At 59.8% G+C, this 23,469-nt stretch carries 21 protein-coding genes; 14 read left to right on the top strand and 7 right to left on the bottom strand.

Features of this window, described 5'->3' with window-relative positions:
• The first annotated feature begins 179 nt into the window (after nucleotides 1-179).
• The 4 genes from QMK58_RS06140 (at nucleotide 180) to QMK58_RS06125 (ending at nucleotide 3,363) form a co-directional block, all read left to right on the top strand.
• The gene (locus tag QMK58_RS06140) at nucleotides 180-542 is read left to right on the top strand and encodes an ArsC family reductase (protein WP_320396004.1); all 363 of its coding nucleotides are present in this window, start codon (nucleotides 180-182) and stop codon (nucleotides 540-542) included.
• A gap of 32 nt (nucleotides 543-574) precedes the next feature.
• Nucleotides 575-1,609, top strand: a complete 1,035-nt coding sequence (dapD, locus tag QMK58_RS06135) for a 2,3,4,5-tetrahydropyridine-2,6-dicarboxylate N-succinyltransferase (RefSeq protein WP_053159613.1) — start codon at nucleotides 575-577, stop codon at nucleotides 1,607-1,609.
• A 147-nt stretch (nucleotides 1,610-1,756) separates the two neighbouring features.
• On the top strand, nucleotides 1,757-2,962 hold the full coding sequence (locus tag QMK58_RS06130) for an aminotransferase class V-fold PLP-dependent enzyme (RefSeq protein WP_053159615.1): 1,206 nt from the start codon (nucleotides 1,757-1,759) through the stop codon (nucleotides 2,960-2,962).
• Nucleotides 2,959-3,363, top strand: a complete 405-nt coding sequence (locus QMK58_RS06125) for a SufE family protein (protein WP_053159616.1) — start codon at nucleotides 2,959-2,961, stop codon at nucleotides 3,361-3,363. Before QMK58_RS06130 ends, QMK58_RS06125 begins: the two co-directional genes overlap by 4 nt.
• A gap of 92 nt (nucleotides 3,364-3,455) precedes the next feature.
• Here the strand turns inward: QMK58_RS06125 and tcdA are convergent, their stop codons facing one another.
• The gene (gene tcdA / locus QMK58_RS06120; protein ID WP_053159875.1) at nucleotides 3,456-4,274 is read right to left on the bottom strand and encodes a tRNA cyclic N6-threonylcarbamoyladenosine(37) synthase TcdA; all 819 of its coding nucleotides are present in this window, start codon (nucleotides 4,272-4,274) and stop codon (nucleotides 3,456-3,458) included.
• Between the two features lie 264 nt (nucleotides 4,275-4,538).
• On the opposite strand from tcdA, the gene QMK58_RS06115 reads away from it, so the two are divergent.
• The 4 genes from QMK58_RS06115 (at nucleotide 4,539) to QMK58_RS06100 (ending at nucleotide 9,718) form a co-directional block, all read left to right on the top strand.
• The gene (locus tag QMK58_RS06115; protein WP_053159617.1) at nucleotides 4,539-7,127 is read left to right on the top strand and encodes a glycosyltransferase; all 2,589 of its coding nucleotides are present in this window, start codon (nucleotides 4,539-4,541) and stop codon (nucleotides 7,125-7,127) included.
• A 176-nt stretch (nucleotides 7,128-7,303) separates the two neighbouring features.
• Nucleotides 7,304-8,455: a succinyl-diaminopimelate desuccinylase gene (gene dapE, locus QMK58_RS06110; protein ID WP_053159619.1), complete on the top strand. Its 1,152-nt coding sequence runs from the start codon at nucleotides 7,304-7,306 to the stop codon at nucleotides 8,453-8,455.
• Nucleotides 8,455-9,264 carry a putative RNA methyltransferase gene (locus QMK58_RS06105; RefSeq protein ID WP_320396003.1) on the top strand — a complete coding sequence of 270 codons (810 nt, stop codon included), beginning with the start codon at nucleotides 8,455-8,457 and terminating at the stop codon, nucleotides 9,262-9,264. The genes dapE and QMK58_RS06105 overlap by 1 nt, the downstream gene beginning before the upstream one ends.
• A 76-nt stretch (nucleotides 9,265-9,340) precedes the next feature.
• Nucleotides 9,341-9,718 (top strand): hypothetical protein, encoded by a 378-nt coding sequence (locus QMK58_RS06100; protein ID WP_053159623.1) that lies wholly within the window; start codon nucleotides 9,341-9,343, stop codon nucleotides 9,716-9,718.
• Between the two features lie 110 nt (nucleotides 9,719-9,828).
• Here the strand turns inward: QMK58_RS06100 and QMK58_RS06095 are convergent, their stop codons facing one another.
• Nucleotides 9,829-10,038, bottom strand: coding sequence for a cold shock domain-containing protein (locus tag QMK58_RS06095; RefSeq protein WP_053159625.1), 210 nt, complete (start codon nucleotides 10,036-10,038; stop codon nucleotides 9,829-9,831).
• Nucleotides 10,039-10,274: 236 nt separating this feature from the next.
• On the opposite strand from QMK58_RS06095, the gene plsB reads away from it, so the two are divergent.
• The 4 genes from plsB (at nucleotide 10,275) to QMK58_RS06075 (ending at nucleotide 14,766) form a co-directional block, all read left to right on the top strand.
• Nucleotides 10,275-12,767 carry a glycerol-3-phosphate 1-O-acyltransferase PlsB gene (gene plsB, locus QMK58_RS06090; protein WP_320396002.1) on the top strand — a complete coding sequence of 831 codons (2,493 nt, stop codon included), beginning with the start codon at nucleotides 10,275-10,277 and terminating at the stop codon, nucleotides 12,765-12,767.
• Between the two features lie 152 nt (nucleotides 12,768-12,919).
• Nucleotides 12,920-13,555: a hypothetical protein gene (locus QMK58_RS06085; RefSeq protein ID WP_053159628.1), complete on the top strand. Its 636-nt coding sequence runs from the start codon at nucleotides 12,920-12,922 to the stop codon at nucleotides 13,553-13,555.
• A 95-nt stretch (nucleotides 13,556-13,650) separates the two neighbouring features.
• Entirely contained in the window at nucleotides 13,651-14,049 is a 399-nt protein-coding gene (locus tag QMK58_RS06080) for a YbaY family lipoprotein (RefSeq protein WP_053159630.1), read from the top strand.
• A gap of 27 nt (nucleotides 14,050-14,076) precedes the next feature.
• Complete coding sequence (locus tag QMK58_RS06075; protein WP_320396001.1) at nucleotides 14,077-14,766, top strand: DUF4197 domain-containing protein; 690 nt, start codon at nucleotides 14,077-14,079, stop codon at nucleotides 14,764-14,766.
• Nucleotides 14,767-15,390: 624 nt separating this feature from the next.
• Here the strand turns inward: QMK58_RS06075 and QMK58_RS06070 are convergent.
• Both QMK58_RS06070 and QMK58_RS06065 read right to left on the bottom strand, forming a co-directional pair.
• Nucleotides 15,391-18,456, bottom strand: a complete 3,066-nt coding sequence (locus QMK58_RS06070) for an efflux RND transporter permease subunit (RefSeq protein ID WP_320396000.1) — start codon at nucleotides 18,454-18,456, stop codon at nucleotides 15,391-15,393.
• Between the two features lie 6 nt (nucleotides 18,457-18,462).
• Nucleotides 18,463-19,563 carry an efflux RND transporter periplasmic adaptor subunit gene (locus QMK58_RS06065; RefSeq protein ID WP_053162113.1) on the bottom strand — a complete coding sequence of 367 codons (1,101 nt, stop codon included), beginning with the start codon at nucleotides 19,561-19,563 and terminating at the stop codon, nucleotides 18,463-18,465.
• Nucleotides 19,564-19,656: 93 nt separating this feature from the next.
• On the opposite strand from QMK58_RS06065, the gene QMK58_RS06060 reads away from it, so the two are divergent.
• Nucleotides 19,657-20,295, top strand: a complete 639-nt coding sequence (locus QMK58_RS06060; protein WP_053162116.1) for a TetR/AcrR family transcriptional regulator — start codon at nucleotides 19,657-19,659, stop codon at nucleotides 20,293-20,295.
• 137 nt (nucleotides 20,296-20,432) lie between these two features.
• Here the strand turns inward: QMK58_RS06060 and QMK58_RS06055 are convergent, their stop codons facing one another.
• Nucleotides 20,433-21,215 carry a class I SAM-dependent methyltransferase gene (locus QMK58_RS06055; protein ID WP_053162118.1) on the bottom strand — a complete coding sequence of 261 codons (783 nt, stop codon included), beginning with the start codon at nucleotides 21,213-21,215 and terminating at the stop codon, nucleotides 20,433-20,435.
• A 93-nt stretch (nucleotides 21,216-21,308) separates the two neighbouring features.
• On the opposite strand from QMK58_RS06055, the gene QMK58_RS06050 reads away from it, so the two are divergent.
• Nucleotides 21,309-21,929, top strand: coding sequence for a hypothetical protein (locus tag QMK58_RS06050; RefSeq protein ID WP_053162119.1), 621 nt, complete (start codon nucleotides 21,309-21,311; stop codon nucleotides 21,927-21,929).
• Between the two features lie 3 nt (nucleotides 21,930-21,932).
• Here QMK58_RS06050 and QMK58_RS06045 read toward each other — a convergent pair whose 3' ends face one another.
• Nucleotides 21,933-22,628 carry an extensin family protein gene (locus QMK58_RS06045; protein WP_320395999.1) on the bottom strand — a complete coding sequence of 232 codons (696 nt, stop codon included), beginning with the start codon at nucleotides 22,626-22,628 and terminating at the stop codon, nucleotides 21,933-21,935.
• Between the two features lie 2 nt (nucleotides 22,629-22,630).
• Entirely contained in the window at nucleotides 22,631-23,452 is an 822-nt protein-coding gene (locus QMK58_RS06040; protein ID WP_320395998.1) for an isocitrate lyase/phosphoenolpyruvate mutase family protein, read from the bottom strand.
• Nucleotides 23,453-23,469 lie beyond the last annotated feature (17 nt).

The raw sequence follows: 23,469 nt of genomic DNA, 5'->3' as shown, positions 1-23,469 counted from the left end.
CAAGCACCACACCCCCTGCAGGAGCGAGCCTGCTCGCGATAGCGGTGGTTCAGTCAGCAGAAGTGTCGGCTGTAATGCCGCATCGCCAGCAGGCCCCCACAGGGTTTTGGGTTTTAACTTCAGGGTCATGGCATAATCCGTCACCTTTTATTTACAGCACCTGCAAAGGGGGCAATTCCTTGACCGTTTCAAGCAAAACGTTGCACCTTTTCGGCATCAAAGCCTGCGACACCATGAAAAAAGCGCGCACCTGGCTCGATGAACACGCAGTCAGCTACGACTTCCATGACTACAAAACGGTCGGAATCGACCGTGAACACCTGACCCAATGGTGCAACGAGCACGGCTGGGAAGTGGTGTTGAACCGTGCAGGCACGACCTTTCGCAAACTCGACGACGAACGCAAAGCCGATCTCGACCAGTCGAAAGCCATCGAGCTGATGCTCGCACAACCCTCGATGATCAAGCGCCCGGTGCTCGATCTCGGTGACCGAACCCTGATTGGCTTCAAGCCAGATATCTACGCGGCCGCACTCAAGTAAGCAGCCCGTTCCATTTTGTTAGAGGTATCAACATGTCTACTACCCTGTTCAGCCTGGCCTTCGGTGTCGGCACTCAAAACCGTCAAGGCGCCTGGCTGGAAGTGTTCTACGCCGCCCCGGTGCTCAACCCATCGGCCGAAGTCGTAGCCGCCATCGCGCCAATCCTGGGCTACACCGAAGGCAATCAGGCCATCGCGTTCAGCACCACTCAAGCTTCGCAACTGGCTGAAGCGCTCAAGGGCGTCGATGCTGCCCAGGCTGCCTTGCTGACCCGTCTGGCCGAGAGCCACAAGCCGCTGGTCGCGACTTTACTGGCAGAAGATGCCCAGTTGTCGTCCACGCCTGAGGCCTACCTCAAGCTGCACCTGCTGTCCCATCGCCTGGTCAAGCCACACGGCCTGAACCTGGCGGGCATTTTCCCGTTGCTGCCAAACGTGGCGTGGACCAGCCAGGGCGCAATCGACCTGGCCGAGCTGGCCGAACATCAACTCGAAGCACGCCTGCGCGGCGACCTGCTGGAAGTGTTCTCGGTCGACAAATTCCCGAAAATGACCGACTACGTGGTTCCGGCCGGGGTGCGTATCGCTGACGCTGCACGTATCCGCCTGGGCGCTTACGTGGGTGAAGGCACCACCGTGATGCACGAAGGTTTCGTCAACTTCAACGCCGGCACCGAAGGCCCGGGCATGATCGAAGGCCGCGTATCGGCAGGCGTGTTCGTCGGCAAGGGCTCTGACTTGGGCGGCGGTTGCTCGACCATGGGCACCCTGTCGGGCGGCGGCAACATTGTGATCAAGGTCGGCGAAGGCTGCCTGATCGGCGCCAACGCCGGTATCGGTATTCCGTTGGGCGACCGCAACACCGTCGAGTCGGGCCTGTACGTCACCGCCGGCACCAAAGTGGCGCTGCTGGACGAGAACAACCAGCTGGTCAAAGTCGTGAAGGCCCGTGAACTGGCCGGTCAACCTGACCTGTTGTTCCGTCGCAATTCGCAAACCGGTGCCGTGGAATGCAAAACCCACAAATCGGCCATCGAACTGAACGAAGCGCTGCACGCTCACAACTAAGCCACACGACCACCCGCACCTCTGTAGGAGCGAGCTTGCTCGCGATGGACGTCAACGATAACGCGCGGCATCAGACAGCCCGTGTCGTCCACGCGTCCATCGCGAGCAAGCTCGCTCCTACAAGGGGCAGGCGTACAGGCGAACAACATGATGATTCTCTCCCCCTGGCGCGCCGATTTTCCGGCCATCGCCGCCCTCCAACGGCAAGGCCAGACCTATCTGGACAACGCCGCCACTACGCAGAAACCTCAAGCCCTGCTGGATGCGCTGGCGCATTACTACGTCAACGGCGCGGCCAACGTGCATCGGGCGCAACATTTGCCCGGCGCCCACGCCACTCAGGCATTCGAGGACAGCCGTCGCAAAGTCGCGCAATGGCTGAATGCTGGCGATAGCGGTCAGATCATCTTTACCCACGGCGCGACGTCCGCGTTGAATCTCCTGGCCTACGGCCTGGAACATCTATTCCATCCGGGCGATGAGATCGTCATCAGCGCCCTGGAGCATCACGCCAACCTGCTGCCGTGGCAGCAACTGGCACACCGTCGCGACGTGAAACTGGTGATTCTGCCGCTGGATGCCAACGGCGTGATCGACCTTGAAGTTGCCGCAGGCTTGATCGGCCCGCGTACGCGCCTGTTGGCTATCAGTCAGCTGTCCAACGTGATTGGTGCCTGGCAACCCTTGCCCGAGCTGTTGACGATGGCCAAAGCTCGTAACGCTTTGACCGTGATCGACGGCGCCCAAGGCGTGGTCCATGGCCGCCACGACGTGCAAGCGCTGGGCTGCGATTTCTATGTATTTTCCAGCCATAAACTCTACGGCCCCGATGGGCTGGGCGTGCTGTTCGGGCGCAATGAAGCGCTGCAACAGCTGCGTCATTGGCAGTTCGGTGGCGAGATGGTACTGGACGCCAATTATCACGACGCTCGCTTCCGCCCGGCGCCGCTGGGTTTCGAGGCCGGTACGCCACCGATTTCCAGCGTGATCGGTCTGGGCGCAACCCTGGATTACCTCTCGGAACTCGACCAGAACGCCCTGTCCACTCACGAAGCCGCGTTGCATGACTGTCTGCTCAAAGGTCTTACGGCCCGCAACGGCATCCGTCTGCTGGGCAAGCCACAACTGGCGCTGGCCAGTTTTACCGTCGAGGGTGTGCATAACTCGGACTTGGCACATTTGCTGACCGAACAAGGGATCGCGGTGCGTGCCGGCCATCACTGCGCCATGCCGCTGCTCAAAAGCTATGAATTGGCCGGGGCAATTCGGGTGTCGTTGGCGTTGTACAACGACTCCGAAGACCTGGAACGGTTCTTTATCGCGCTGGATCAGGCGCTGGAGTTATTGCGATGAGCTTGCCTGCCGATGCTGTCACAGCGCTTGAAGTCTTTCGGGCGGCCGCTGGCTGGGAACAACGCGCACGACTGTTGATGCAGTGGGGCGAACGCTTGCCAGCGTTGGTTGATGCCCAAATGTGCGACGCCAACCGGGTGCACGGCTGTGAAAGTCAGGTGTGGTTGGTAGGTGAGTTGCGCGAAGGCCATTGGCAGTTCCACGCCAGCAGCGATGCGCGTTTGATTCGTGGATTGGTGGCGCTGTTACTGGCGCGGGTCAACGGGTTGTCGGCGGCCGAGTTGCAGCAGGTGGACTTGGCGGACTGGTTCAATCAGTTGGGACTGGGCCGACAGTTATCCGAGTCGCGCAGTAATGGCTTGAATGCGGTGCTTCAGCGGATGCGGGAAATATCCTTGTAGGAGTCGGCTTCCTCGCGATCCGCGCACCGCGCACCGCGGTGTATCAGGACTGCCGCCATCGCTGGCAAGCCAGCTCCTACAGCGGATACATTTTAAACCCGCGGTTTGACCCGCTCCGCCGGCCGCCGAACGCCCGCTACAATCTTATCCACAGCCTTGGTCGCCGCGACCATGCCGAACGTGGCTGTCACCATCATGACCGCGCCAAACCCGCCGGCGCAGTCGAGCTTCACGCCATCCCCGACAAAACTTTTCTGCAAGCAAATGCTGCCATCCGGTTTCGGGTAACGCAGTTGCTCGGTGGAAAATACGCACGGCACGCTGTAATGGCGGGTTACGGTGCGGGAGAAACCGTAATCACGGCGCAAAGTGGAGCGCACTTTCGAGGCCAATGGATCATTGAACGTGCGGTTCAGGTCGCAGACCTGGATGAGCGTCGGGTCAATCTGCCCGCCCGCGCCGCCCGTGGTGATGATCTGGATCTTGCGGCGTTTGCACCAGGCGATCAGCGCCGCTTTCGCATTGACGCTGTCGATGCAGTCGATCACGCAATCGATGTCGGGCGTGATGTATTGGGCCATGGTGTCGCGGGTGACGAAGTCCGGCACCGCATGCACCGTGCACTGCGGGTTGATCCCGCGCAGACGCTCGGCCATCACCTCGACCTTGGGCTTGCCGACCGTACTGTCGAGCGCATGCAACTGGCGGTTGGCGTTACTGACGCACACGTCGTCGAGGTCGAACAGCGAAATCTCGCCGACGCCGCAACGGGCCATGGCTTCCGCCGCCCACGAACCGACGCCGCCCACGCCGACGATTGCCACATGAGCTGCTTTCAAGCGCTCAAGACCTTCGATGCCATACAAACGGGCGATGCCAGCAAACCGTGGATCTTCTGTACTCATGACCAACACCTCAAAAACCGGCGCGCATTATAGGGCTGTCGGCGGCCAAGAGCATCATTACGCTATGAACGGGTAACTTCCACGTAAACACCATCGAACGAAGATTTGTCCTACACGCTCTAACGAAAGAACTTAAAGAGACTTGGGTTGCCCAACGTCCGGCAATTCCTTGTCTGCTGTACGACAAAAGAATACCCGGTGTAGGATGCGCGCCCCTTGGCGACGGCCAACCGTTCCTCCGTTCCACAGTCTTTGGAACCCGAAATAACTATGTCATCGCGTAAATTTGGACTCAACCTGGTGGTGGTGCTCGCCATCGCTGCCTTGTTTACCGGCTTCTGGGCGCTGATCAATCGCCCGGTCACTGCCCCCAACTGGCCCGAACAGATCTCCGGCTTCTCGTATTCGCCATTCCAGCAGGGTCAATTCCCGCAGAAGGAACAGTACCCGACCGACGATCAGATGCGTCGCGATCTGGAGATCATGAGCAAGCTGACGGACAACATCCGTACTTACTCGGTGGATGGCACGCTTGAGAACATCCCCAAACTGGCGGAAGAGTTCGGCCTGCGGGTGACGCTGGGGATCTGGATCAGCCCCGATCAGGAACGCAACGAACGGGAAATCACCCGCGCCATCGAAATCGCCAACTCCTCGCGCAGCGTGGTTCGCGTAGTCGTCGGCAACGAGGCACTGTTCCGTAAGGAAATTACCGCCCAGGAACTCAGCGTCTTGCTGGACCGTGTGCGTGCCGCTGTGAAGGTGCCGGTGACCACGTCGGAGCAATGGCACGTCTGGGAAGAACACCCTGAACTGGCCAAGCACGTCGACCTGATCGCCGCTCACGTGCTGCCGTACTGGGAGTTCATTCCGATGGACAAGGCAGGGCAGTTCGTCCTCGACCGCGCCCGCGACCTGAAAAAGATGTTCCCGAAAAAACCGCTGCTGCTGTCCGAAGTGGGCTGGCCGAGCAACGGCCGCATGCGCGGTGGCGCCGATGCGTCGCCGGCAGACCAGGCAATCTACCTGCGCACCCTGGTCAACAAGCTCAACCGCCAGGGTTTCAACTACTTCGTGATCGAAGCATTTGACCAGCCATGGAAAGCCAGCGACGAAGGCTCGGTGGGCGCTTATTGGGGCGTGTTCAACGCCGCGCGCCAGCAGAAATTCAACTTCGAAGGCCCGGTGGTAGCAATCCCTCAATGGCGCGTGCTGGCCATCGGCTCGGTGGTTCTGGCATTGCTGTCATTGACGCTGCTGATGATCGACGGTTCGGCCCTGCGTCAACGTGGCCGCACTTTCCTGACCTTCATCGCCTTCTTGTGTGGCTCGGTGCTGGTGTGGATCGGTTACGACTACAGCCAGCAATACAGCACCTGGTTCAGCCTGACGGTCGGCTTTTTGCTCGCCCTCGGCGCGCTCGGGGTGTTCATCGTCTTGCTGACCGAAGCCCATGAATTGGCCGAAGCCGTCTGGGTGCACAAGCGTCGCCGTGAATTCCTGCCGGTGGTGGGCGATTCCACGTACCGCCCGAAAGTCTCGATCCACGTACCTTGCTACAACGAGCCGCCGGAGATGGTCAAACAGACCCTCAACGCCCTGGCCAACCTCGACTATCCGGATTTCGAAGTCCTGATTATCGACAACAACACCAAGGATCCGGCCGTGTGGGAACCGGTGCGCGACTACTGCGAAACCCTCGGTCCGCGCTTCAAGTTCTTCCACGTTGCACCGCTCGCCGGCTTCAAGGGCGGCGCGCTGAACTACCTGATTCCGCACACCGCCAAGGACGCCGAAGTGATCGCGGTGATCGACTCGGACTACTGCGTACACCCGAACTGGCTCAAGCACATGGTGCCGCACTTCGCCGACCCGAAAATCGCCGTGGTGCAATCGCCGCAGGATTATCGCGACCAGAACGAAAGCACTTTCAAGAAGCTTTGCTACGCCGAGTACAAAGGCTTCTTCCACATCGGCATGGTCACCCGCAATGACCGTGATGCGATCATCCAGCACGGCACCATGACCATGACCCGTCGTTCGGTGCTCGAAGAACTGGGCTGGGCCGACTGGTGCATCTGTGAAGACGCCGAACTGGGTTTGCGCGTGTTCGAGAAAGGCCTGTCGGCGGCGTATTACCACGACAGCTACGGCAAAGGCCTGATGCCCGATACCTTTATCGACTTCAAGAAGCAGCGTTTCCGCTGGGCCTACGGGGCGATTCAGATCATCAAGCGTCACACTGCCAGCCTGCTGCGCGGCAAGGACACCGAACTGACCCGTGGCCAGCGTTATCACTTCCTTGCGGGCTGGTTGCCGTGGGTTGCGGATGGCATGAACATCTTCTTCACCGTCGGCGCCCTGCTGTGGTCGGCAGCAATGATCATCGTGCCGCAACGGGTCGATCCGCCGCTGCTGATCTTCGCAATCCCGCCGTTGGCGCTGTTCGTGTTCAAGGTCGGCAAGATCATCTTCCTGTACCGCCGCGCAGTGGGCGTGAATCTGAAGGATGCGTTCTGCGCGGCACTGGCCGGGCTGGCGCTGTCGCACACCATCGCCAAAGCGGTGCTGTACGGTTTCTTCACCAGCAGCATTCCGTTCTTCCGCACGCCGAAAAACGCCGATAACCATGGCTTCTGGGTGGCGATTTCGGAAGCCCGTGAAGAGATGTTCATCATGCTGCTGTTGTGGAGCGCCGCGCTGGGGATCTATCTGGTGAACGGCCTGCCGAGCAACGACATGCGCTTCTGGGTCACCATGCTGCTGGTGCAGTCGCTGCCGTACGTCGCGGCGCTGATCATGGCGTTCCTGTCTTCGCTGCCCAAACCTTCGGCGCAGCCTGAGATCGCAGCGGCATAATCCGTTGCGGATAACGTCAAACGGCGGCCTTCGGGTCGCCGTTTTGCTTTAGAATGATCGCCCTTTTGCACTGTAGGAGCTGCCGAAGGCTGCGATCTTTTAATCTACAACAGCAAAAGATCGCAGCCTTCGGCAGCTCCTACAGGTTTATTGTGCTGCACAGATCGGAGTTTTCCATGACGGCCTACGCCGACCTTTCGCCGACCCTCCAACTCGCCATCGACCTGATCCGCCGTCCGTCCGTGACGCCGGTTGACGCCGATTGCCAGAAGCAGATGATGCAGCGCCTGGGCGATGCCGGTTTCGCACTGGAGCCGATGCGCATCGAAGATGTGGATAACTTCTGGGCGACCCACGGCAAACATGACGGCCCGGTGCTGTGCTTCGCCGGCCACACCGATGTGGTGCCAACCGGTCCGGTCGCCGCCTGGCAGATCGAACCGTTCAATGCACTGATCGACGAACACGGCATGCTTTGCGGCCGTGGCGCAGCGGACATGAAAGGCAGCCTGGCTTCCATGACTGTCGCCGCCGAACGCTTCGTCGCTGACTACCCGGATCACAAGGGCAAGGTCGCGTTCCTGATCACCAGTGACGAAGAAGGCCCTGCGCATCACGGCACCAAAGCGGTGGTTGAGCGCCTCGTCGCACGCAAGGAGCGTCTGGACTGGTGCATCGTCGGCGAACCATCGAGCACCACGCTGGTCGGTGACGTGGTCAAGAACGGCCGTCGCGGCTCGCTCGGCGCCAAACTGACCGTCAAAGGTGTGCAAGGTCACGTGGCCTACCCGCATCTGGCCAAGAACCCGATCCACCTCGCCGCCCCGGCCCTCGCCGAATTGGCCGCCGAGCATTGGGACCACGGCAACGATTTCTTCCCGCCAACCAGTTTCCAGATTTCCAACGTAAACTCCGGCACTGGCGCAACCAATGTCATCCCCGGTGACCTGGTGGCGGTGTTCAACTTCCGTTTCTCCACCGAGTCCACCGTTGAAGGCCTGCAAAAACGCGTCGCCGACATCCTCGACAAGCATGGCCTGGACTGGCACGTCGATTGGGCATTGTCCGGTCTGCCATTCCTCACCGAACCGGGCGCATTGCTCGATGCAGTGTCGTCGAGCATCAAGGACATCACAGGACGCGAAACCAAGGCTTCCACCAGCGGTGGCACGTCCGACGGCCGCTTCATTGCGACCATGGGCACGCAAGTGGTTGAGTTGGGGCCGGTCAACGCGACCATCCACCAGGTCAACGAACGCGTGCTGGCCGCTGACCTCGATGTGCTGACCGAGATCTACTATCAGACCCTGATCAAGTTGCTCGCCTGATGCTTTCTTGCCCAATCTGTAGCGAACCGCTCAATGCGGTGGACAACGGCGTGGTGTGCCCTGCCGGGCACCGCTTTGACCGTGCACGTCAGGGTTACCTGAACCTGTTGCCGGTACAGCACAAGAACAGCCGTGACCCTGGGGATAACCAGGCGATGGTCGAGGCACGCCGTGATTTCTTGAACGCCGGCCACTATGCGCCGGTGGCCAAGCGTCTGGCGGAGCTGGCAGCCAGCTATGCGCCGCAGCGCTGGCTCGACATTGGTTGTGGCGAGGGTTACTACACCGCGCAAATTGCCGAAGCCCTGCCGAACGCCGAAGGCTATGCACTGGACATCTCTCGCGAGGCGATCAAACGCGCCTGCAAACGCAATCCGCAACTGACCTGGTTGATCGCCAGCATGGCGCGGGTGCCGCTGGCCTCGGACAGCTGCCAGTTTCTGGCCAGCGTCTTCAGCCCATTGGATTGGGAAGAAGCCAAACGCCTGCTCAGCGTCGGCGGCGGCCTGATGAAAGTCGGACCGACTAGCGGCCATCTGATGGAATTGCGCGAGCGTTTGTACGACGAAGTGCGCGAATACATTGACGACAAGCATCTGGATCTGGTGCCCGAAGGCATGGCGCTGGCGCACAGCGAGACGCTGACGTTCAAGCTGACGCTGGACAAGCCGCAGGACCGCGCCAACCTGTTGGCGATGACACCCCACGGCTGGCGCGCCAGTGCCGAGCGCCGGGAAGCGGTTATCGAACAGACCGAGCCGTTCGAGACGACCGTGTCGATGCGCTACGATTACTTCGTTCTTCAATAACTTTTTGGTTCCGGGCGAGTGCCCGAGACCGGCTAAATCCGCGAATGGATTTTTCAGACACGCAGTGAGGACATCCATGCGCCAACCCGATATCGAGATTTACCTCAAAGACGCCGACGTCGATCACAAGGCCATCTCGGCCTGGCTGGGTGCGGCATTGGGCCCATGCACCGACTGGGTGCAAAAGGGCCAGACCTACAAGTGCAAGGCCGGCAATGTGCCGGTGACCTGGTTACCGAAAGCCGTAGGAAAGTGGAACAGCCTGTACCTGGAAAGCGACCAGACCCCGTGGGAAGACGACATCGCCTGCGCTCGCGCTGCATTTGTCGCACTGAACGTCGAAGTGCGTTGCGCACCGGGAACCTGGGTCGAGGAAGAAGGCGAAGAGACCGCCGATCGCTGGATACGCATCAGCGCGGACGGAGAAGAAGAGATCACCTGGAAAACCGCCTGACATTGCTGGATGTAACGTGACCCTGTAGGAGCCGGCTTGCTGGCGATCCATGCACCTCGGTGCATCAGGATTGTCGCCTTCGCTGGCAAGCCAGCTCCTACAGGACCGTATTACAGACCTACCACATCCTCAGCCTGCAACCCCTTCTGCCCTTCCACCACCGCATACTCAACCTGCTGCCCTTCAGCCAGTGAGCGGTGTCCTTCGCCGCGTATCGCGCGATAGTGCACGAACACGTCCACCCCGTCTTCGCGCTGAATGAAGCCGTAGCCCTTGGCGTCGTTGAACCACTTCACGTTGCCGGTTTCGCGTGTTGCCATGTGTTCATACTCCTTTTTTATTATGGGTCGGGCTTTTCGCAGGAAAGCCTCGGGAACGTCAGCCTGCGCATACCGGTCCCATGAGGGCAGTGGCGACAGAGCGCCGAGTATATGACAGAGGGTAAAACTCTCAACAGGAGTTTACTTCGCCGCTTTTTTGCCGATTTTCAACGAATCCGGCACACTATCGACCTCCCGAGCAAACGCTCGGTTTTATTCACTCACGCAGAAGCCGTATGACCCGTTCCCCGTTCCGCCGTCTTGTGTTTGGCACCCTGCGCCGACTGTTGTATCTCTGGGTTCGCTCGGAGACGATCAACCAGTCGTCGTTCACCCTTGACCTCGACCGCAGTCGTCCGGTGTTCTACGTCCTGCAAAACCCTTCGCTAACCGATCTCGCTGTGGTCGACACCGAATGCAGCAAGGCTGGCCTGCCGCGTCCGGTTTTGCCGGTGTCCGTAGGCAACCTGCTGGAACCCGCCGCGTTCTTCTACCTGACACCGGACCCGGACTGGCTCGGTCGTCAGGACAAGCGCGGCGCGCCGCCGACCCTGACCCGTCTGGTCAGCGCCTTGAGCCAGAACGCCGCCGAAGACGCGCAGATCATTCCGGTCAGCGTGTTCTGGGGCCAGTCGCCAGACAGCGAAAACAGTCCGTGGAAACTCTTGTTCGCCGACAGCTGGGCCGTCACCGGTCGCTTGCGCCGACTGCTGAGCGTCATCGTGCTGGGACGCAAGACTCGCGTTCAGTTCTCCGCACCGATCCACCTGCGCGAGCTGATCGATCACAACAAGGGCCACGAACGCACCGTGCGCATGGCCCAGCGCATCCTGCGGGTGCACTTCCGCAACCTCAAAGCGGCAGTGATCGGCCCGGACATTTCCCACCGTCGCAATCTGGTCAAAGGCCTGCTCAACCAGCCGATGGTCAAGCAAGCGATCCTCGACGAAGCCGAGCGCGAGAACATCTCCCCCGAGAAAGCCAAGGCTCAAGCGCTGCGCTACGGCAACGAAATCGCCTCGGACTACACCTACACCGCGATCCGTTTTATGGAAGTGGTGCTGAGCTGGTTCTGGAACAAGATCTACGACGGCATCAAGGTCAATCACATCGAAGGCGTGCAGAAGGTCGCCCAGGGTCACGAAGTAATCTACGTGCCCTGCCACCGCAGCCACATCGACTACCTGCTGCTCTCCTATCTGCTGTTTCGCAACGGCCTGACCCCACCGCACATCGCCGCCGGCATCAACCTGAACATGCCGGTGATCGGCGGCCTGCTGCGTCGCGGTGGCGCGTTCTTCATGCGCCGCACCTTCAAGGGCAACCCGCTCTACACCTCGGTGTTCAACGAATACCTGCACACCCTGTTCACCAAGGGCTTCCCGGTGGAGTACTTCGTCGAAGGCGGTCGTTCGCGCACCGGGCGCATGCTGCAACCGAAAACCGGGATGCTGGCAATTACCCTGCGCAGCTTCCTGCGGTCGTCGCGCATGCCCATCGTCTTCGTGCCGGTGTACATCGGCTACGAACGCGTATTGGAAGGTCGAACCTATCTTGGCGAGTTGCGCGGTGCGGCCAAGAAGAAAGAATCGATTTTCGATATTTTCAAAGTCATCGGCGCGCTCAAGCAGCGCTTCGGCCAAGTGGCGGTGAACTTCGGCGAACCGATCAAACTGGCGGAGTTCCTCGACAGCGAACAGCCGGACTGGCGCCAGCAGGAACTCGGTCCGCAGTTCAGACCCGCCTGGCTCAACGAAACCACCAACCGCCTCGGCGAGAAAGTCGCCCGGCATCTGAACGAAGCGGCGGCGATCAACCCCGTAAATCTCGTGGCCCTGGCCCTGTTGTCCACCAGCCGTTTGGCACTCGATGATCGCGCCATGGCGCGGGTGCTCGATCTGTATCTGGCACTGTTACGCAAGGTGCCGTACTCGCCGCACACCACGCTGCCGGAAGGTGACGGGCGCGCGTTGATTGCACACGTGAAAGATATGGATCTGCTGTCCGAGCAGAGCGACGCCCTGGGCAAGATCCTCTATCTGGACGAGCAAAACGCCGTCCTGATGACCTACTACCGCAACAACGTGCTGCACATTTTCGCCCTCCCGGCGCTGCTGGCCAGTTTCTTCCAGAGCGCCTCGCGCATGAGCCGCGAACAAATCCTGCGCTACACCCGCGCGCTGTACCCGTACCTGCAAGCGGAATTGTTCATTCGCTGGTCGCTCGACGAACTGGATACGGTGATCGATCAATGGCTGGAAGCCTTCGTCGAACAAGGCTTGCTGCGCTTCGAGAACGACGTGTACCTGCGTCCGGCGCCAAGCTCGCGACATTTCGTGCTGCTGACCTTGCTATCGAAGAGCATCGCCCAGACGTTGCAGCGCTTCTACATGACCGTTTCCCTGCTGCTCAACAGCGGCCAGAACAGCATCAGCGCCGAAGAACTGGAAGACTTGTGCACGGTCATGGCCCAACGCCTGTCGATCCTGCATGGACTGAACGCCCCGGAATTCTTCGACAAGAGCCTGTTCCGTCACTTCATCCAGACGATGCTAGACCTCGACGTGCTCAAGCGTGATGAAGCCGGCAAGCTGAGCTACCACGAACTGCTCGGTGAACTGGCCGAAGGCGCGGCCAAACGGGTGTTGCCGGCGGATATTCGTCTGTCAATTCGTCAGGTGGCGGTGCATCGCAGTGAAGACGCGGCGGATCTCGTCGAGCAGGTATAAGCCGTCAATGTGTCAGAAGCAAGGACGCTTCCGACCTATCCCGTCATCAATTCGCTTTCGCTTGGCGAACTTTTCCTACATAACGCTCGAATGCGCGGGAGATAAGCTCAGCGCTCGTCATTTTCGACGAGCCCATTGATAAGGAAATCATCATGACCCAACATACCATCAACACCCAGCTGCACTTTCCTCCAGACTTTGAACTACCGGAAAGTTGCGAAATAAGTATCAGAGTACAAAACATTACCAACAGAGATGCGCCCAGGCTTCACTGTCAGTGGGGCAGCAACCAACTTTCCTCGACGCGTCCCATCATCTTCCCGGTTGTGGTCGACTCACAGTCGAACACGTTCGGAAGCCGCTTCTCCATCAATGTAAAAATCTCCCACCAAGGGACCGCGCTGCTACTGGATCTGGAGCAGGATTTCCGCTGGGCAGGAGGCGATCACGATACGGACATTCACTTGAGCCCTGTGGGTTACATCGCGGCGCAAAAGCACTGGATGCCTAAAATTGATTACCCTGCTGACTCAGAGCTGATTCTGAAGTTGATTGAAATGAAAACTGATGACCAGCCTGAGATCGTTGTGAGTGAGGCCGTGGGCCTGACCGCGCAAATGACCCCCACTTACCTGAAATATGATCCGTCCGTCATCAAGCCAGGCCAACTTTACACACTAACCGGCACATTCGAGACCCACAGTCGGCACCGAATGCCGCTAGGTCTTAAACCGGCAAAACTGATACTAATGCCGGAACCTGTTCGGACACCGGCTTTCGGTGGCTGATATCAACCGTCCTGATCGACGCTTAGTGTAAAAGCCGCTTACGTTCGGGCACAGGCGCCAGTATTCTACTGGCGCCTTCGACACGGAAACTACTTTTGAAAAAATTGCCTCTGCTCGCCGCGGCTGCCTTGCTGACAGCCTGCCAAACGCCGTCGTGCGCACCTGAAATGTCGCTCAACGGTGAAGTTTTCTACCTGCAACGAATCGCTCTACCGTCCAATGCCACACTGAGCGTAAGTTTGCAGGACGTGTCTATGGCCGATGCCCCTGCGGTAGTTCTTGATGAACAGAAAGGCCAGGTCAAAGGCCAGGTGCCCTTGCCATTCCATCTGAGTTACGATCCGGCCCGGGTCAAACCGGGTCATCGCTACTCCGTCAGCGCGCGTATCGAAGTCGACGGCAAGCTGATCTTCATCACCACCGAGCATCACGCCGTGCAGCTCGATGGCAAAGACCCGCAGCCCCTGAAAGTCCGCGTAGACGCCGTCCGCTAAATACCTCTTACGAACAAGGAAGCTTGCATGCTCCGCTCTACCCTTCGCTTCGCCGGCCTGTGTGCGGGTTTGATGATCAGTGCCAACGCCATGGCTTTGGCACTCACCGACCTGTCACAAAAAGACGCCACCGGCGGGCTTAAGGACGCCCTGACCCAAGGCGCGCAATTGGCTGTTAAACAACTTGGCACACCAGGTGGGTTCAGCAACAACCCGGATGTAAAAATCGAACTGCCGGGCAAGTTGGGCAAAGTCGCCAGCAAAATGAAACAGTTCGGCATGGGTGATCAGGTTGATCAACTGGAAGCCAGCATGAACAAAGCGGCGGAAACCGCCGTGACCCAGGCCCAACCAATCCTTGTGGACGCCGTGAAGAAAATGACCGTGGAAGATGCCAAGGGCATCCTCAGCGGCGGCAACGATTCGGCCACCCAGTACCTGAACAAAACCAGCCGCGAACAAATCCGCGCCAGGTTCCTGCCCATCGTCAAGCAGGCCACCGACCAAGTGGGTCTCGTCCAGCAGTACAACTCGTTCGCAGGGCAAGCGGCGACCATGGGCGTGGTCGATGCGAAAAACGCCAACGTCGAAAACTACGTCACCGAACAGGCGCTGAACGGCTTGTTCGAAATGATCGGCAAACAGGAAGAAACCCTGCGCCAGAACCCGGCGGCGGCGGCAACCAGTTTGGCGAAGAAGGTGTTTGGTACGCTCTAAACTGCAATACAAATCCTGTGGGAGCGAGCCTGCTCGCGAGTGCGGTATGTCAGCCAAGTTGATGTCGACTGACATGACCTCATCGCGAGCAGGCTCGCTCCCACAATAGGATTGGATACATCTTTGAGAGATTGGTCGGCTGACAGGCCGCCACCGTCGGAACGCCGCCCGGAGCAGGCTCGCCCCTACAGAAGAGCAAAGGCAGAACAGCGTACACCAAGCTCTTCACCACTCATCAGGCCGAGCGTTAGCTCGCCTTCAGCTTTTGATCCTGATCCACCCGCCCCGTCGGAAGGCTGAGTGGAGGTGTTCATCCGGGGGTGGGCGCGAAGCGCCGTTCGACGAAGTCGAACACATCGAGAGGAGGTCGAAGCGAAGCCGACCGGAGGCGATGCCCCCGGATGAATGCCGGAGCGAAGGAACACCGAGCCTCAGCGAGGGGCCGGACGTCAGGGGCGAGCCTTTTTTTGCTTACTTTTTTGGAGGGGTTTGAAAAAAAAGTGAGTCGCCGTAAGGGCGAAACCAAAAGTGGCCGTTACCGAAAAAACGGATATGCACTCACCCTCTCAGCCAACAAAAAACCCAATGAACCTGGTCGGCCCGAAGGCCGCCAAGGTCAAACCATCAATCCGACTCTTTGCGAACCCGAAACCAGGCCGCATAGAGCGCCGGCAAAAACAGCAGCGTCAACGCCGTCGCCACAATCAACCCGCCCATGATCGCCACCGCCATCGGCCCGAAGAACACACTGCGCGACAACGGAATCATCGCCAACACCGCCGCCAGCGCCGTCAGTACAATCGGCCGGAACCGCCGCACCGTCGCCTCGATAATTGCCTGCCAAGGCTTGAGCCCCGCCGCGATATCTTGCTCGATCTGATCGACCAGAATCACCGAGTTGCGCATGATCATCCCCGACAATGCAATCGTCCCGAGCATGGCCACAAACCCGAACGGCTGACGGAACACCATCAGGAACAGCGTCACGCCGATCAGCCCCAACGGGGCCGTCAGAAACACCATCGCCGTGCGTGAGAAACTGCGCAATTGCAGCATCAGCAACGTCAACACCACCACGATGAACAACGGCACCCCGGCCTTCACCGAGTTCTGTCCGCGCGTCGAATCCTCCACCGTGCCACCGACATCCAGCAAATACCCATCCGGCAATTCAGCGCGGATCGGATCAAGCGTCGGCATGATTTGCTGCACCAACGTTGCCGGCTGCTCCTTGCCATAAATATCGGCCCGCACCGTCACGTTAGGTAGCCGATTGCGATGCCAGATCACGCCTTCTTCGAAGCCGTATTCCAGGGTCGCTATCTGCGACAACGCCACGCTGCGACCGTTGTCCGTCGGTATCGCCAGGCTCGGCAGCAACGACAGCTCCGTGCGTTCATGCACCGTGCCGCGCAGCAGGATCTCGATCAACTCGTTGTCTTCGCGGTACTGACTGACGCTGGAACCGGTCAGCGAACTTTGCAAGAACTTCGACAGGTTCGCCGTGCTCACGCCCAATGCTCGGGCGCGGTCCTGATCGATGTTCAGATAAACGACTTTGCTCGGTTCTTCCCAATCGAGGTGAACGTTGACCACATGCGGATTTTCCCGAACCTTGGCGGCGACTTTGCGTGCCAGAGCGCGGACTTCCTCGATGTGTTCACCCGTGACCCGAAACTGCACCGGATAACCTACCGGCGGACCGTTTTCCAGGCGTGTGACCCGCGAGCGCAGGGTCGGGAACTGTTCGTTGAGCGTTGAGATCAACCAGGTGCGCAGAGGTTCGCGATCCTCGATGGTCTTGGCCAGCACGACAAACTGGGCGAAGCTCGGGGCAGGCAGTTGTTGATCCAGCGGCAGGTAAAAACGCGGCGAACCGGTGCCGACGTAGGCCACGTAGTTATCGATCCCTGCCTTGTCCTTGAGCAATGCTTCGAGACGTTTGACCTCCTCGGCGGTGTTGCTCAAGGAAGCGCCTTCGGCGAGTTTCAGGTCGACCATCAACTCCAGTCGGCCGGACGCCGGGAAGAACTGCTGCGGAACAAAACGGAACAGCACGATGGAGGCAATGAACAACACCACGGTCGCCGTGATCACGGTTTTACGCCAGCGCACACACCACTCCACCACACGCCGGACACGCTGATAGAACGGCGTGGCGTAAGGATCTGGCTGGCCAGGGCCGTGTTTCGCCGCATGAATTTTCGCCAGGTCCGGCAGGAGTTTTTCCCCCAGATAAGGCACGAACAGCACCGCCGCCACCCACGATGCCAACAGCGCGATGGTGACCACCTCGAAGATCGAACGGGTGTATTCGCCAGTGCCCGATTGCGCCGTGGCAATCGGCAGAAAACCGGCCGCGGTGATCAGCGTGCCGGTGAGCATCGGGAACGCGGTACTGGTCCAGGCATAGCTCGCCGCTTTGACCCGGTCGAAGCCCTGCTCCATTTTGATCGCCATCATTTCCACGGCAATGATGGCGTCATCCACCAGCAGGCCCAGCGCCAAAACCAACGCACCAAGGGAAATCTTGTGCAGACCGATGCCCAGGTAATACATGCAGGCAAACGTCATGGCCAACACCAGCGGAATCGCCAGGGCGACCACCATGCCGGTGCGCACGCCGAGGGAGAAAAAACTCACCAGCAACACGATGGCCAATGCTTCGACCAACACCTGGACAAATTCGCCGACACCGGTCTTCACCGCGGCTGGTTGATCGGACACCTTGCGCAGCTGCATGCCGATCGGAAGGTCTTTCTGGATGCGGTCGAACTCGATTTCCAGCGCCTTGCCCAGCACCAGAATATCGCCGCCGTCCTTCATCGCGACCGCAAGACCGATAGCGTTCTCGGCCATGAAGCGCATGCGCGGTGCCGGTGGATCATTGAAGCCACGGCGCACATCGGCCACATCGGAGATACGGAACGTACGATCTGCGACGCGGATCGGGAAATTCTTGATCTCGTCAACCGTCTGAAAATTCCCCGTTACCCGTAACTGCAATCGCTCGCTGCTGGTTTCGAAGAAGCCCGCCGTAGACACCGCATTCTGCTCTTCAAGCGCCTGCTGTACCGCCGCCAGTGGCAGGCCGAGGGTGGCGAGTTTGACGTTCGACAACTCGATCCAGATTTTCTCGTCCTGCAGGCCGAGCAACTCGACCTTGCCCACGTCCTTGACCCGTTGCAACTGGATCTGGATGCGGTCGGCGTAATCCTTGAGCACGGCGTAGTCGAAACCCTCGCCGGTCAGGGCGTAGATGTTGCCGAAGGTGGTGCCGAATTCATCGTTGAAAAACGGCCCTTGAATGCCCGGCGGCAAGGTATGGCGAATGTCGCTGACCTTCTTGCGCACCTGATACCAGAGCTCCGGAACCTCCACCGAATGCATGGAGTCACGGGCGATGAAGGTCACTTGGGATTCACCGGGGCGAGAGAAAGAAACGATGCGATCGTACTCGCCGGTTTCCATCAGTTTCTTTTCAATGCGCTCGGTAACCTGGCGCGAGACTTCCTCGGCGGTCGCCCCCGGCCAGTTGGTGCGGATCACCATGGCTTTGAAGGTGAACGGCGGGTCTTCACTTTGGCCGAGCTTGGTGTAGGAAAGAGCGCCGACGATGGCGAGCAAGAGCATCAGGAACAGGACGATCTGGCGATTGCGCAGCGCCCAGGCAGAAAGATTGAAACCCATCGGGGATTACTCCTTGTCGGCCAGATTGACCACGCGATTGGAGCGATCCACCGGGCGCACGGATTGCCCGTCCAGCAGCACATGGACGCCGGCGGCCACTACCCAGTCGCTGGCGTTGAGGCCTTCGAGTACCGGTACGCTTTTCTCGCCAAAGGCACCGACCCGCACCGGTGTCTTTTTCAGCGTGTTGTTGGCGCTGACGACCCAGACATAGGTCACGCCGCTTTCTGCGGTCAGCGCCGACAGCGGCACCGACAGCGCAACGGTTTCGGCGGTCTGTATGAAGACGCGGGCGCTCTGTCCGAGTTCGGCGGGTACCTTGGTACTACTGAAAGCGATGCGCGCAGCGAAGGTACGGGACTTTGGATCGGCAGCCGGCGACAGCTCGCGAATACGCCCGTCGAAACGCTGGTCCGGCTGCGTCCACAGTTCCACCGATACTGGCTGACCGACCTTGAAGCGGCCAAAGCTCTGTTCCGGCAGGCTGATCAGGACTTCACGTTCGCCATCGGTGGCCAGGGTAAACACCGTTTGCCCGGCCGCGACGACTTGCCCGACTTCCACCGCACGCTTGGCGACCACGCCATCCTGCGGCGCACGCAGCACGGCGTAGCTGGCCTGATTGGTCGAAACGTTGAATTCGGCTTTGATCTGTTTGAGACGCGCTTCACCAGAACGGTAAAGGTTTTCGTGGTTGTCGTACTGCGAGCGGCTGACCAGTTGACGCTCCATCAGGGTTTTATAGCGATCACGCTCGGCGCGCACCATGCTCAGGTTGGCCTCGGCGGCCGCGACCTGGGCGCGGGTGGCTTCCAGTTGCAGGCGCACGTCCTGGGGATCGAGTTCCGCCAGCGGCTGATCGGCCTTGACCCTCTGCCCTTCGTCGACCAGTCGTCGGCTGACTTTGCCGCCGATGCGGAACGCCAGGTCCGGCTCATAACGGGCGCGTACTTCACCGGGATAGCTTTCCATTGCCTGGGACGAAGGCTCTGGCTGAACCACCATGGCCGGACGAATGCTGACTTGCGGCGCCTCTTCGTGACCGCACGCCGTCAATAAAAATGCCAGGCTGACCGGCAACGCGAGGGGCAAGGCATAGCGGAACATGGTGAAGGACCTTTCGCTAATGGTGCTTGGAATAATTATACTGGCGAGTATGTTATTAATAGCAAACTCACCAGTCCAGTAATAAAAGCGAATATGTCGAACAATCTTTCAGCACCCAATGGCCCGGGCCGCCCCAAGGATCTGACCAAGCGCCAGGCGATCCTCGATGCAGCGAAAACGCTGTTTTTGACCAAGGGTTATGCCAACACCAGCATGGATGCTGTCGCCGCGGAAGCCGGCGTATCGAAGCTGACGGTCTACAGCCATTTCAATGACAAGGAGACGCTGTTCTCCGCCGCCGTGGTGGCCAAGTGCGAAGAACAACTGCCGCCGCTGTTTTTTGAATTGCCCGAAGGCGTGGCGGTGGAAACGGTGCTGCTGAACATCGCGCGCGGTTTTCATCAGCTGATCAACAGCGACGAGTCGGTGAACCTGCACCGCTTGATGATGACCCTGGGCAGCCTGGACCCGAAACTCTCGCAGATTTTCTTTGAGGCCGGGCCCCAGCGCATGGTGCTCGGCATGGAACGTTTGCTGAGCAAGATCGACGAAAGCGGCGCGTTGAGCATCGACAAACCGCACAACGCGGCCGAGCACTTCTTCTGCCTGCTCAAGGGCGCGGGGAATTTTCGTTTGCTGTACGGCTGCGGCGAGCCGCCGGTGGGTGAAGCGGCGGAGAGCCATGTGCGGGAAGTGGTGGGGTTGTTTATGCGGGCTTATCGGCCTGAGTGAACCTGATGGCTTGAGCGTGTCCGGGCTGACGCCTTCGCTGGCAAGCCAGCTCCTACAGGGCCCGAGGTGTTCCAAAATCCTGGGGCCGACACAAAACCTGTAGGAGCTGGCTTGCCAGCGATGAAGGCGACTCGGTCCTAAGGCTTGAGCGCCTTCTTCGGATAGATGTCATACCGGCTGGATTTACCATCCAGCGCATGACTCGGCTTCGGCCCTTCAATGCACGGCGCCTTGCGTGGCCGCTTGACCACCACCCGATGGCTGGCCAGCGCCAACGCCGCTTCGAGCAACGCCGGTGCATCCGGGTCATCACCCACCAACGGTCGGAACAGGCGCATTTCCTTCTTCACCAGCGCGGTTTTCTCGCGGTGCGGAAACATCGGGTCGAGGTAGATCACCTGCGGCGGCTCACCCTCCCAATTGCGCATCACCTCGATCGAATTGCCCTTGAGCAAACGCATGCGCGCCACGATCGGCGCCACATCGAAATCTTCCGCCCCTCGGGCCAGGCCATCCTCAAGCAAGGCACCAATCAATGGCTGGCGCTCGATCAGGCTCATCTCGCATCCAAGGCTGGCCAGCACGAACGCATCCTTGCCCAGCCCCGCCGTAGCGTCCAGCACCCGTGGACGCACGCCCTGCGCCACACCAACAGCCTTGGCGATCATCTGCCCGCTGCCGCCACCGTACAGACGGCGATGGGCCGCACCGCCTTCGACGAAGTCCACCCGCACCGGTCCCGGCGCATCCGGCCCCAACTGTTGCAGTTGCAAACCCTGCTCGCCCACCTGCAAGGCAAACTCGCCCTCAGCCACTTGCAGCGGCAAGCCCAGGCGCTCGGCCCATTGCCCGGCCTGTGGCTCGAACGCAGGGGTCAGCGCCTCGACATGGATGCGGCACACCGCGGGTTGATCAATCATCGGAAAACACGCTCAAAAAATTAATGATCGGCAAAAACGGCCGATAACAAAACTATCGAGCATTTTGCCAGAGCTGAGCGTCGACCGAGAGAAATGTCAGACATTCAACCCACAATCACAGGTTTTATCTCGCCCTACGGCGACTACAACCTGCGAAACACCCAGACGCTGAGCGGCGTCAGCCACATCTGGCAGGATTTCTTTGCCCGTGCGCTGGCCGAACAGTCGGGTGAAGTGCTGCCTGAATCACTGAACTTTCCACCGGTCGATCTCGACAGCCCGGTTGAACCTACCGTCGGCAGCGACCTGCTGGCGCACATCGTTTCCCAGCGTGAATGCGATGTGAAGGACAACGAAGTCCGCCCGCCCGAACCGTTGTTCCTGCCGATTGCCGAGTTCGAAATGGACCTGGCCGACAAACCATTCCCAGCGTTCCCGGCGGATGAAATTGTCGCCCAGCAGAAGCAACAAGACTTCGAAAGCGGCTGGGTTCGCCCGATCGTCCTTAACGCCGGCCAGCCTGTGGCGCAGATCACCCCGGCACCACAACCTCGTCCGCTGCACTTGCCGATCGCCGAATTTGAACTCGACTTGCTCGACAAACCATTCCCGCCGTTCTCACCGAAAGAACTGGCAGAACAACAGAAACAATTCGATTTCGATAACGGCTGGGCCCGCCCGATTGTCCTGCAAAACCTGCGCATCGCCGCCTGAGCCTTAACGACAAACCCACCACGGCCCGACATCCACATGAAAGTGATTGCGGTGGGCTGCGTTGTAGTCCGGGCTCAACACCACACTGAATATGTCGCAGGCGCCATCGCGGATCTGTCTTAGAAACTGTGCGTCCTGGTTATCCTTGGGCCAATCCTTGAGCACGCTGATGGATCGACCGTCGGCCAGGCGAAAAGCGGCGATATCCAGTGCATCGGCCGACGCGTGCTGACTGCGCCGCCCATTTTCACGCCCATAAACGTTACGACAGGCAAAGCTGCCGAGATGATCGACCCGACTGACCGCTTGCCCGTAAACGGTCTGTGCGGCGGGCTGCAAGACGTGGTGTTCGAACAAGGCAAACGACACAGCGAGGCGGCAACTGGCGAGGAAACTGCTGCTCAGGGCTACCTCGCCGCCCTGCACGCGCAGGGCATTGGTGAGCGGGCATTTGGCATCAGGGCTGTCAGCCTGCGGGGCCACGCGCAAACCGGAACTGCTCAAGGCCTGTGCGCACAGTTGCGGGTCATCGCGCAGGCGCATCAGCTTGTAGCGGGTCAGCAGGTTGGGCGTGGCCTTCACGTCCAGCGGTGCCCAAGGGTTCCATTGCGGTGGCACTACCAGCCAACCGCGCCAGGCACCCACACCCGCCGCAGCGATGATCGACAGCACCAGCAACAGCCACCACCGGAACCGCATCGTCAGCCTTTGAACAATTGATTGGCCTGTGCGTACGGCATTGAACGCGAGGTGAAGCCGAATGTGCCGGACGTCTTGATCTCTTCGGCTGCGCGATAGAACTCGCCCAATGCCGCCAATGCCAGCGCCGAGCCGACACTGACGCGCTTGACGCCCATTTCGCTTAGTTGCTGCACGGAGAGTTTCAAGCCGCCAGACATCAACACATTGACCGGTTTCGGCGCCACCGCACGGACCACCGCCAATACGTCTTCCGCACTGCGCAAGCCTGGCGCATACAACACGTCGGCCCCGGCTTCGGCGAAGGCCTGCAAGCGGCGAATCGTGTCGTCCAGATCCGGATTGCCATGCAGAAAATTCTCGGCCCGGGCCGTCAGTGTGAAAGGGAAAGGCAAGCTGCGGGTGGCTGACACGGCAGCCTCGATACGCGCCACAGCATGCTCGAAACAATAGATCGGAGCGCCTTCACGCCCCGTCGCATCTTCAATCGAACCACCGACAGCCCCCGCCTCTGCCGCGCGCAAAATGCTCTTGGCGCAATCGGCGGGGGCGTCGGCAAACCCGTTTTCCAGGTCCACCGCCACCGGCAAATCTGTAGCAGCGACAATCGCCCGTACGTTAGCCAGCGTGTCGTCCAGGGTCAGACCACCATCGGGACGAGCCTGGGAAAAGGCATAGCCGGCACTGGTGGTCGCCAGCGCCTCGAAGCCGAGACTGGCGAGCATCTTCGCCGAGCCGGCATCCCATGGATTGGGAATCACAAAAGCGCCGCTGCGTTCGTGCAAGGCTTTAAACGCTTGGGCTCGAAGGGTTTGCGCGTCCATTGACAGGCTCCTGAAAA

The organism is Pseudomonas sp. P8_241, from assembly GCF_034008315.1.
Lineage (GTDB): Bacteria > Pseudomonadota > Gammaproteobacteria > Pseudomonadales > Pseudomonadaceae > Aquipseudomonas.
Note: the sequence above shows the minus strand (reverse complement) of the source record. Positions and strands in the feature narration are given on the sequence as shown.

Bases quoted from the DNA above. Each gene is read 5' to 3' on its own strand.
- dapD (WP_053159613.1), top strand. From the start codon at position 575: ATGTCTACTACCCTGTTCAGCCTGGCCTTCGGTGTCGGCACTCAAAAC.
- QMK58_RS06130 (WP_053159615.1), top strand. From the start codon at position 1,757: ATGATGATTCTCTCCCCCTGGCGCGCCGATTTTCCGGCCATCGCCGCC.
- QMK58_RS06125 (WP_053159616.1), top strand. From the start codon at position 2,959: ATGAGCTTGCCTGCCGATGCTGTCACAGCGCTTGAAGTCTTTCGGGCG.
- QMK58_RS06115 (WP_053159617.1), top strand. From the start codon at position 4,539: ATGTCATCGCGTAAATTTGGACTCAACCTGGTGGTGGTGCTCGCCATC.
- dapE (WP_053159619.1), top strand. From the start codon at position 7,304: ATGACGGCCTACGCCGACCTTTCGCCGACCCTCCAACTCGCCATCGAC.
- QMK58_RS06105 (WP_320396003.1), top strand. From the start codon at position 8,455: ATGCTTTCTTGCCCAATCTGTAGCGAACCGCTCAATGCGGTGGACAAC.
- QMK58_RS06100 (WP_053159623.1), top strand. From the start codon at position 9,341: ATGCGCCAACCCGATATCGAGATTTACCTCAAAGACGCCGACGTCGAT.
- QMK58_RS06095 (WP_053159625.1), bottom strand. From the start codon at position 10,038: ATGGCAACACGCGAAACCGGCAACGTGAAGTGGTTCAACGACGCCAAG.
- plsB (WP_320396002.1), top strand. From the start codon at position 10,275: ATGACCCGTTCCCCGTTCCGCCGTCTTGTGTTTGGCACCCTGCGCCGA.
- QMK58_RS06085 (WP_053159628.1), top strand. From the start codon at position 12,920: ATGACCCAACATACCATCAACACCCAGCTGCACTTTCCTCCAGACTTT.
- QMK58_RS06075 (WP_320396001.1), top strand. From the start codon at position 14,077: ATGCTCCGCTCTACCCTTCGCTTCGCCGGCCTGTGTGCGGGTTTGATG.
- QMK58_RS06070 (WP_320396000.1), bottom strand. From the start codon at position 18,456: ATGGGTTTCAATCTTTCTGCCTGGGCGCTGCGCAATCGCCAGATCGTC.
- QMK58_RS06065 (WP_053162113.1), bottom strand. From the start codon at position 19,563: ATGTTCCGCTATGCCTTGCCCCTCGCGTTGCCGGTCAGCCTGGCATTT.
- QMK58_RS06060 (WP_053162116.1), top strand. From the start codon at position 19,657: ATGTCGAACAATCTTTCAGCACCCAATGGCCCGGGCCGCCCCAAGGAT.
- QMK58_RS06055 (WP_053162118.1), bottom strand. From the start codon at position 21,215: ATGATTGATCAACCCGCGGTGTGCCGCATCCATGTCGAGGCGCTGACC.
- QMK58_RS06050 (WP_053162119.1), top strand. From the start codon at position 21,309: ATGTCAGACATTCAACCCACAATCACAGGTTTTATCTCGCCCTACGGC.
- QMK58_RS06045 (WP_320395999.1), bottom strand. From the start codon at position 22,628: ATGCGGTTCCGGTGGTGGCTGTTGCTGGTGCTGTCGATCATCGCTGCG.
- QMK58_RS06040 (WP_320395998.1), bottom strand. From the start codon at position 23,452: ATGGACGCGCAAACCCTTCGAGCCCAAGCGTTTAAAGCCTTGCACGAA.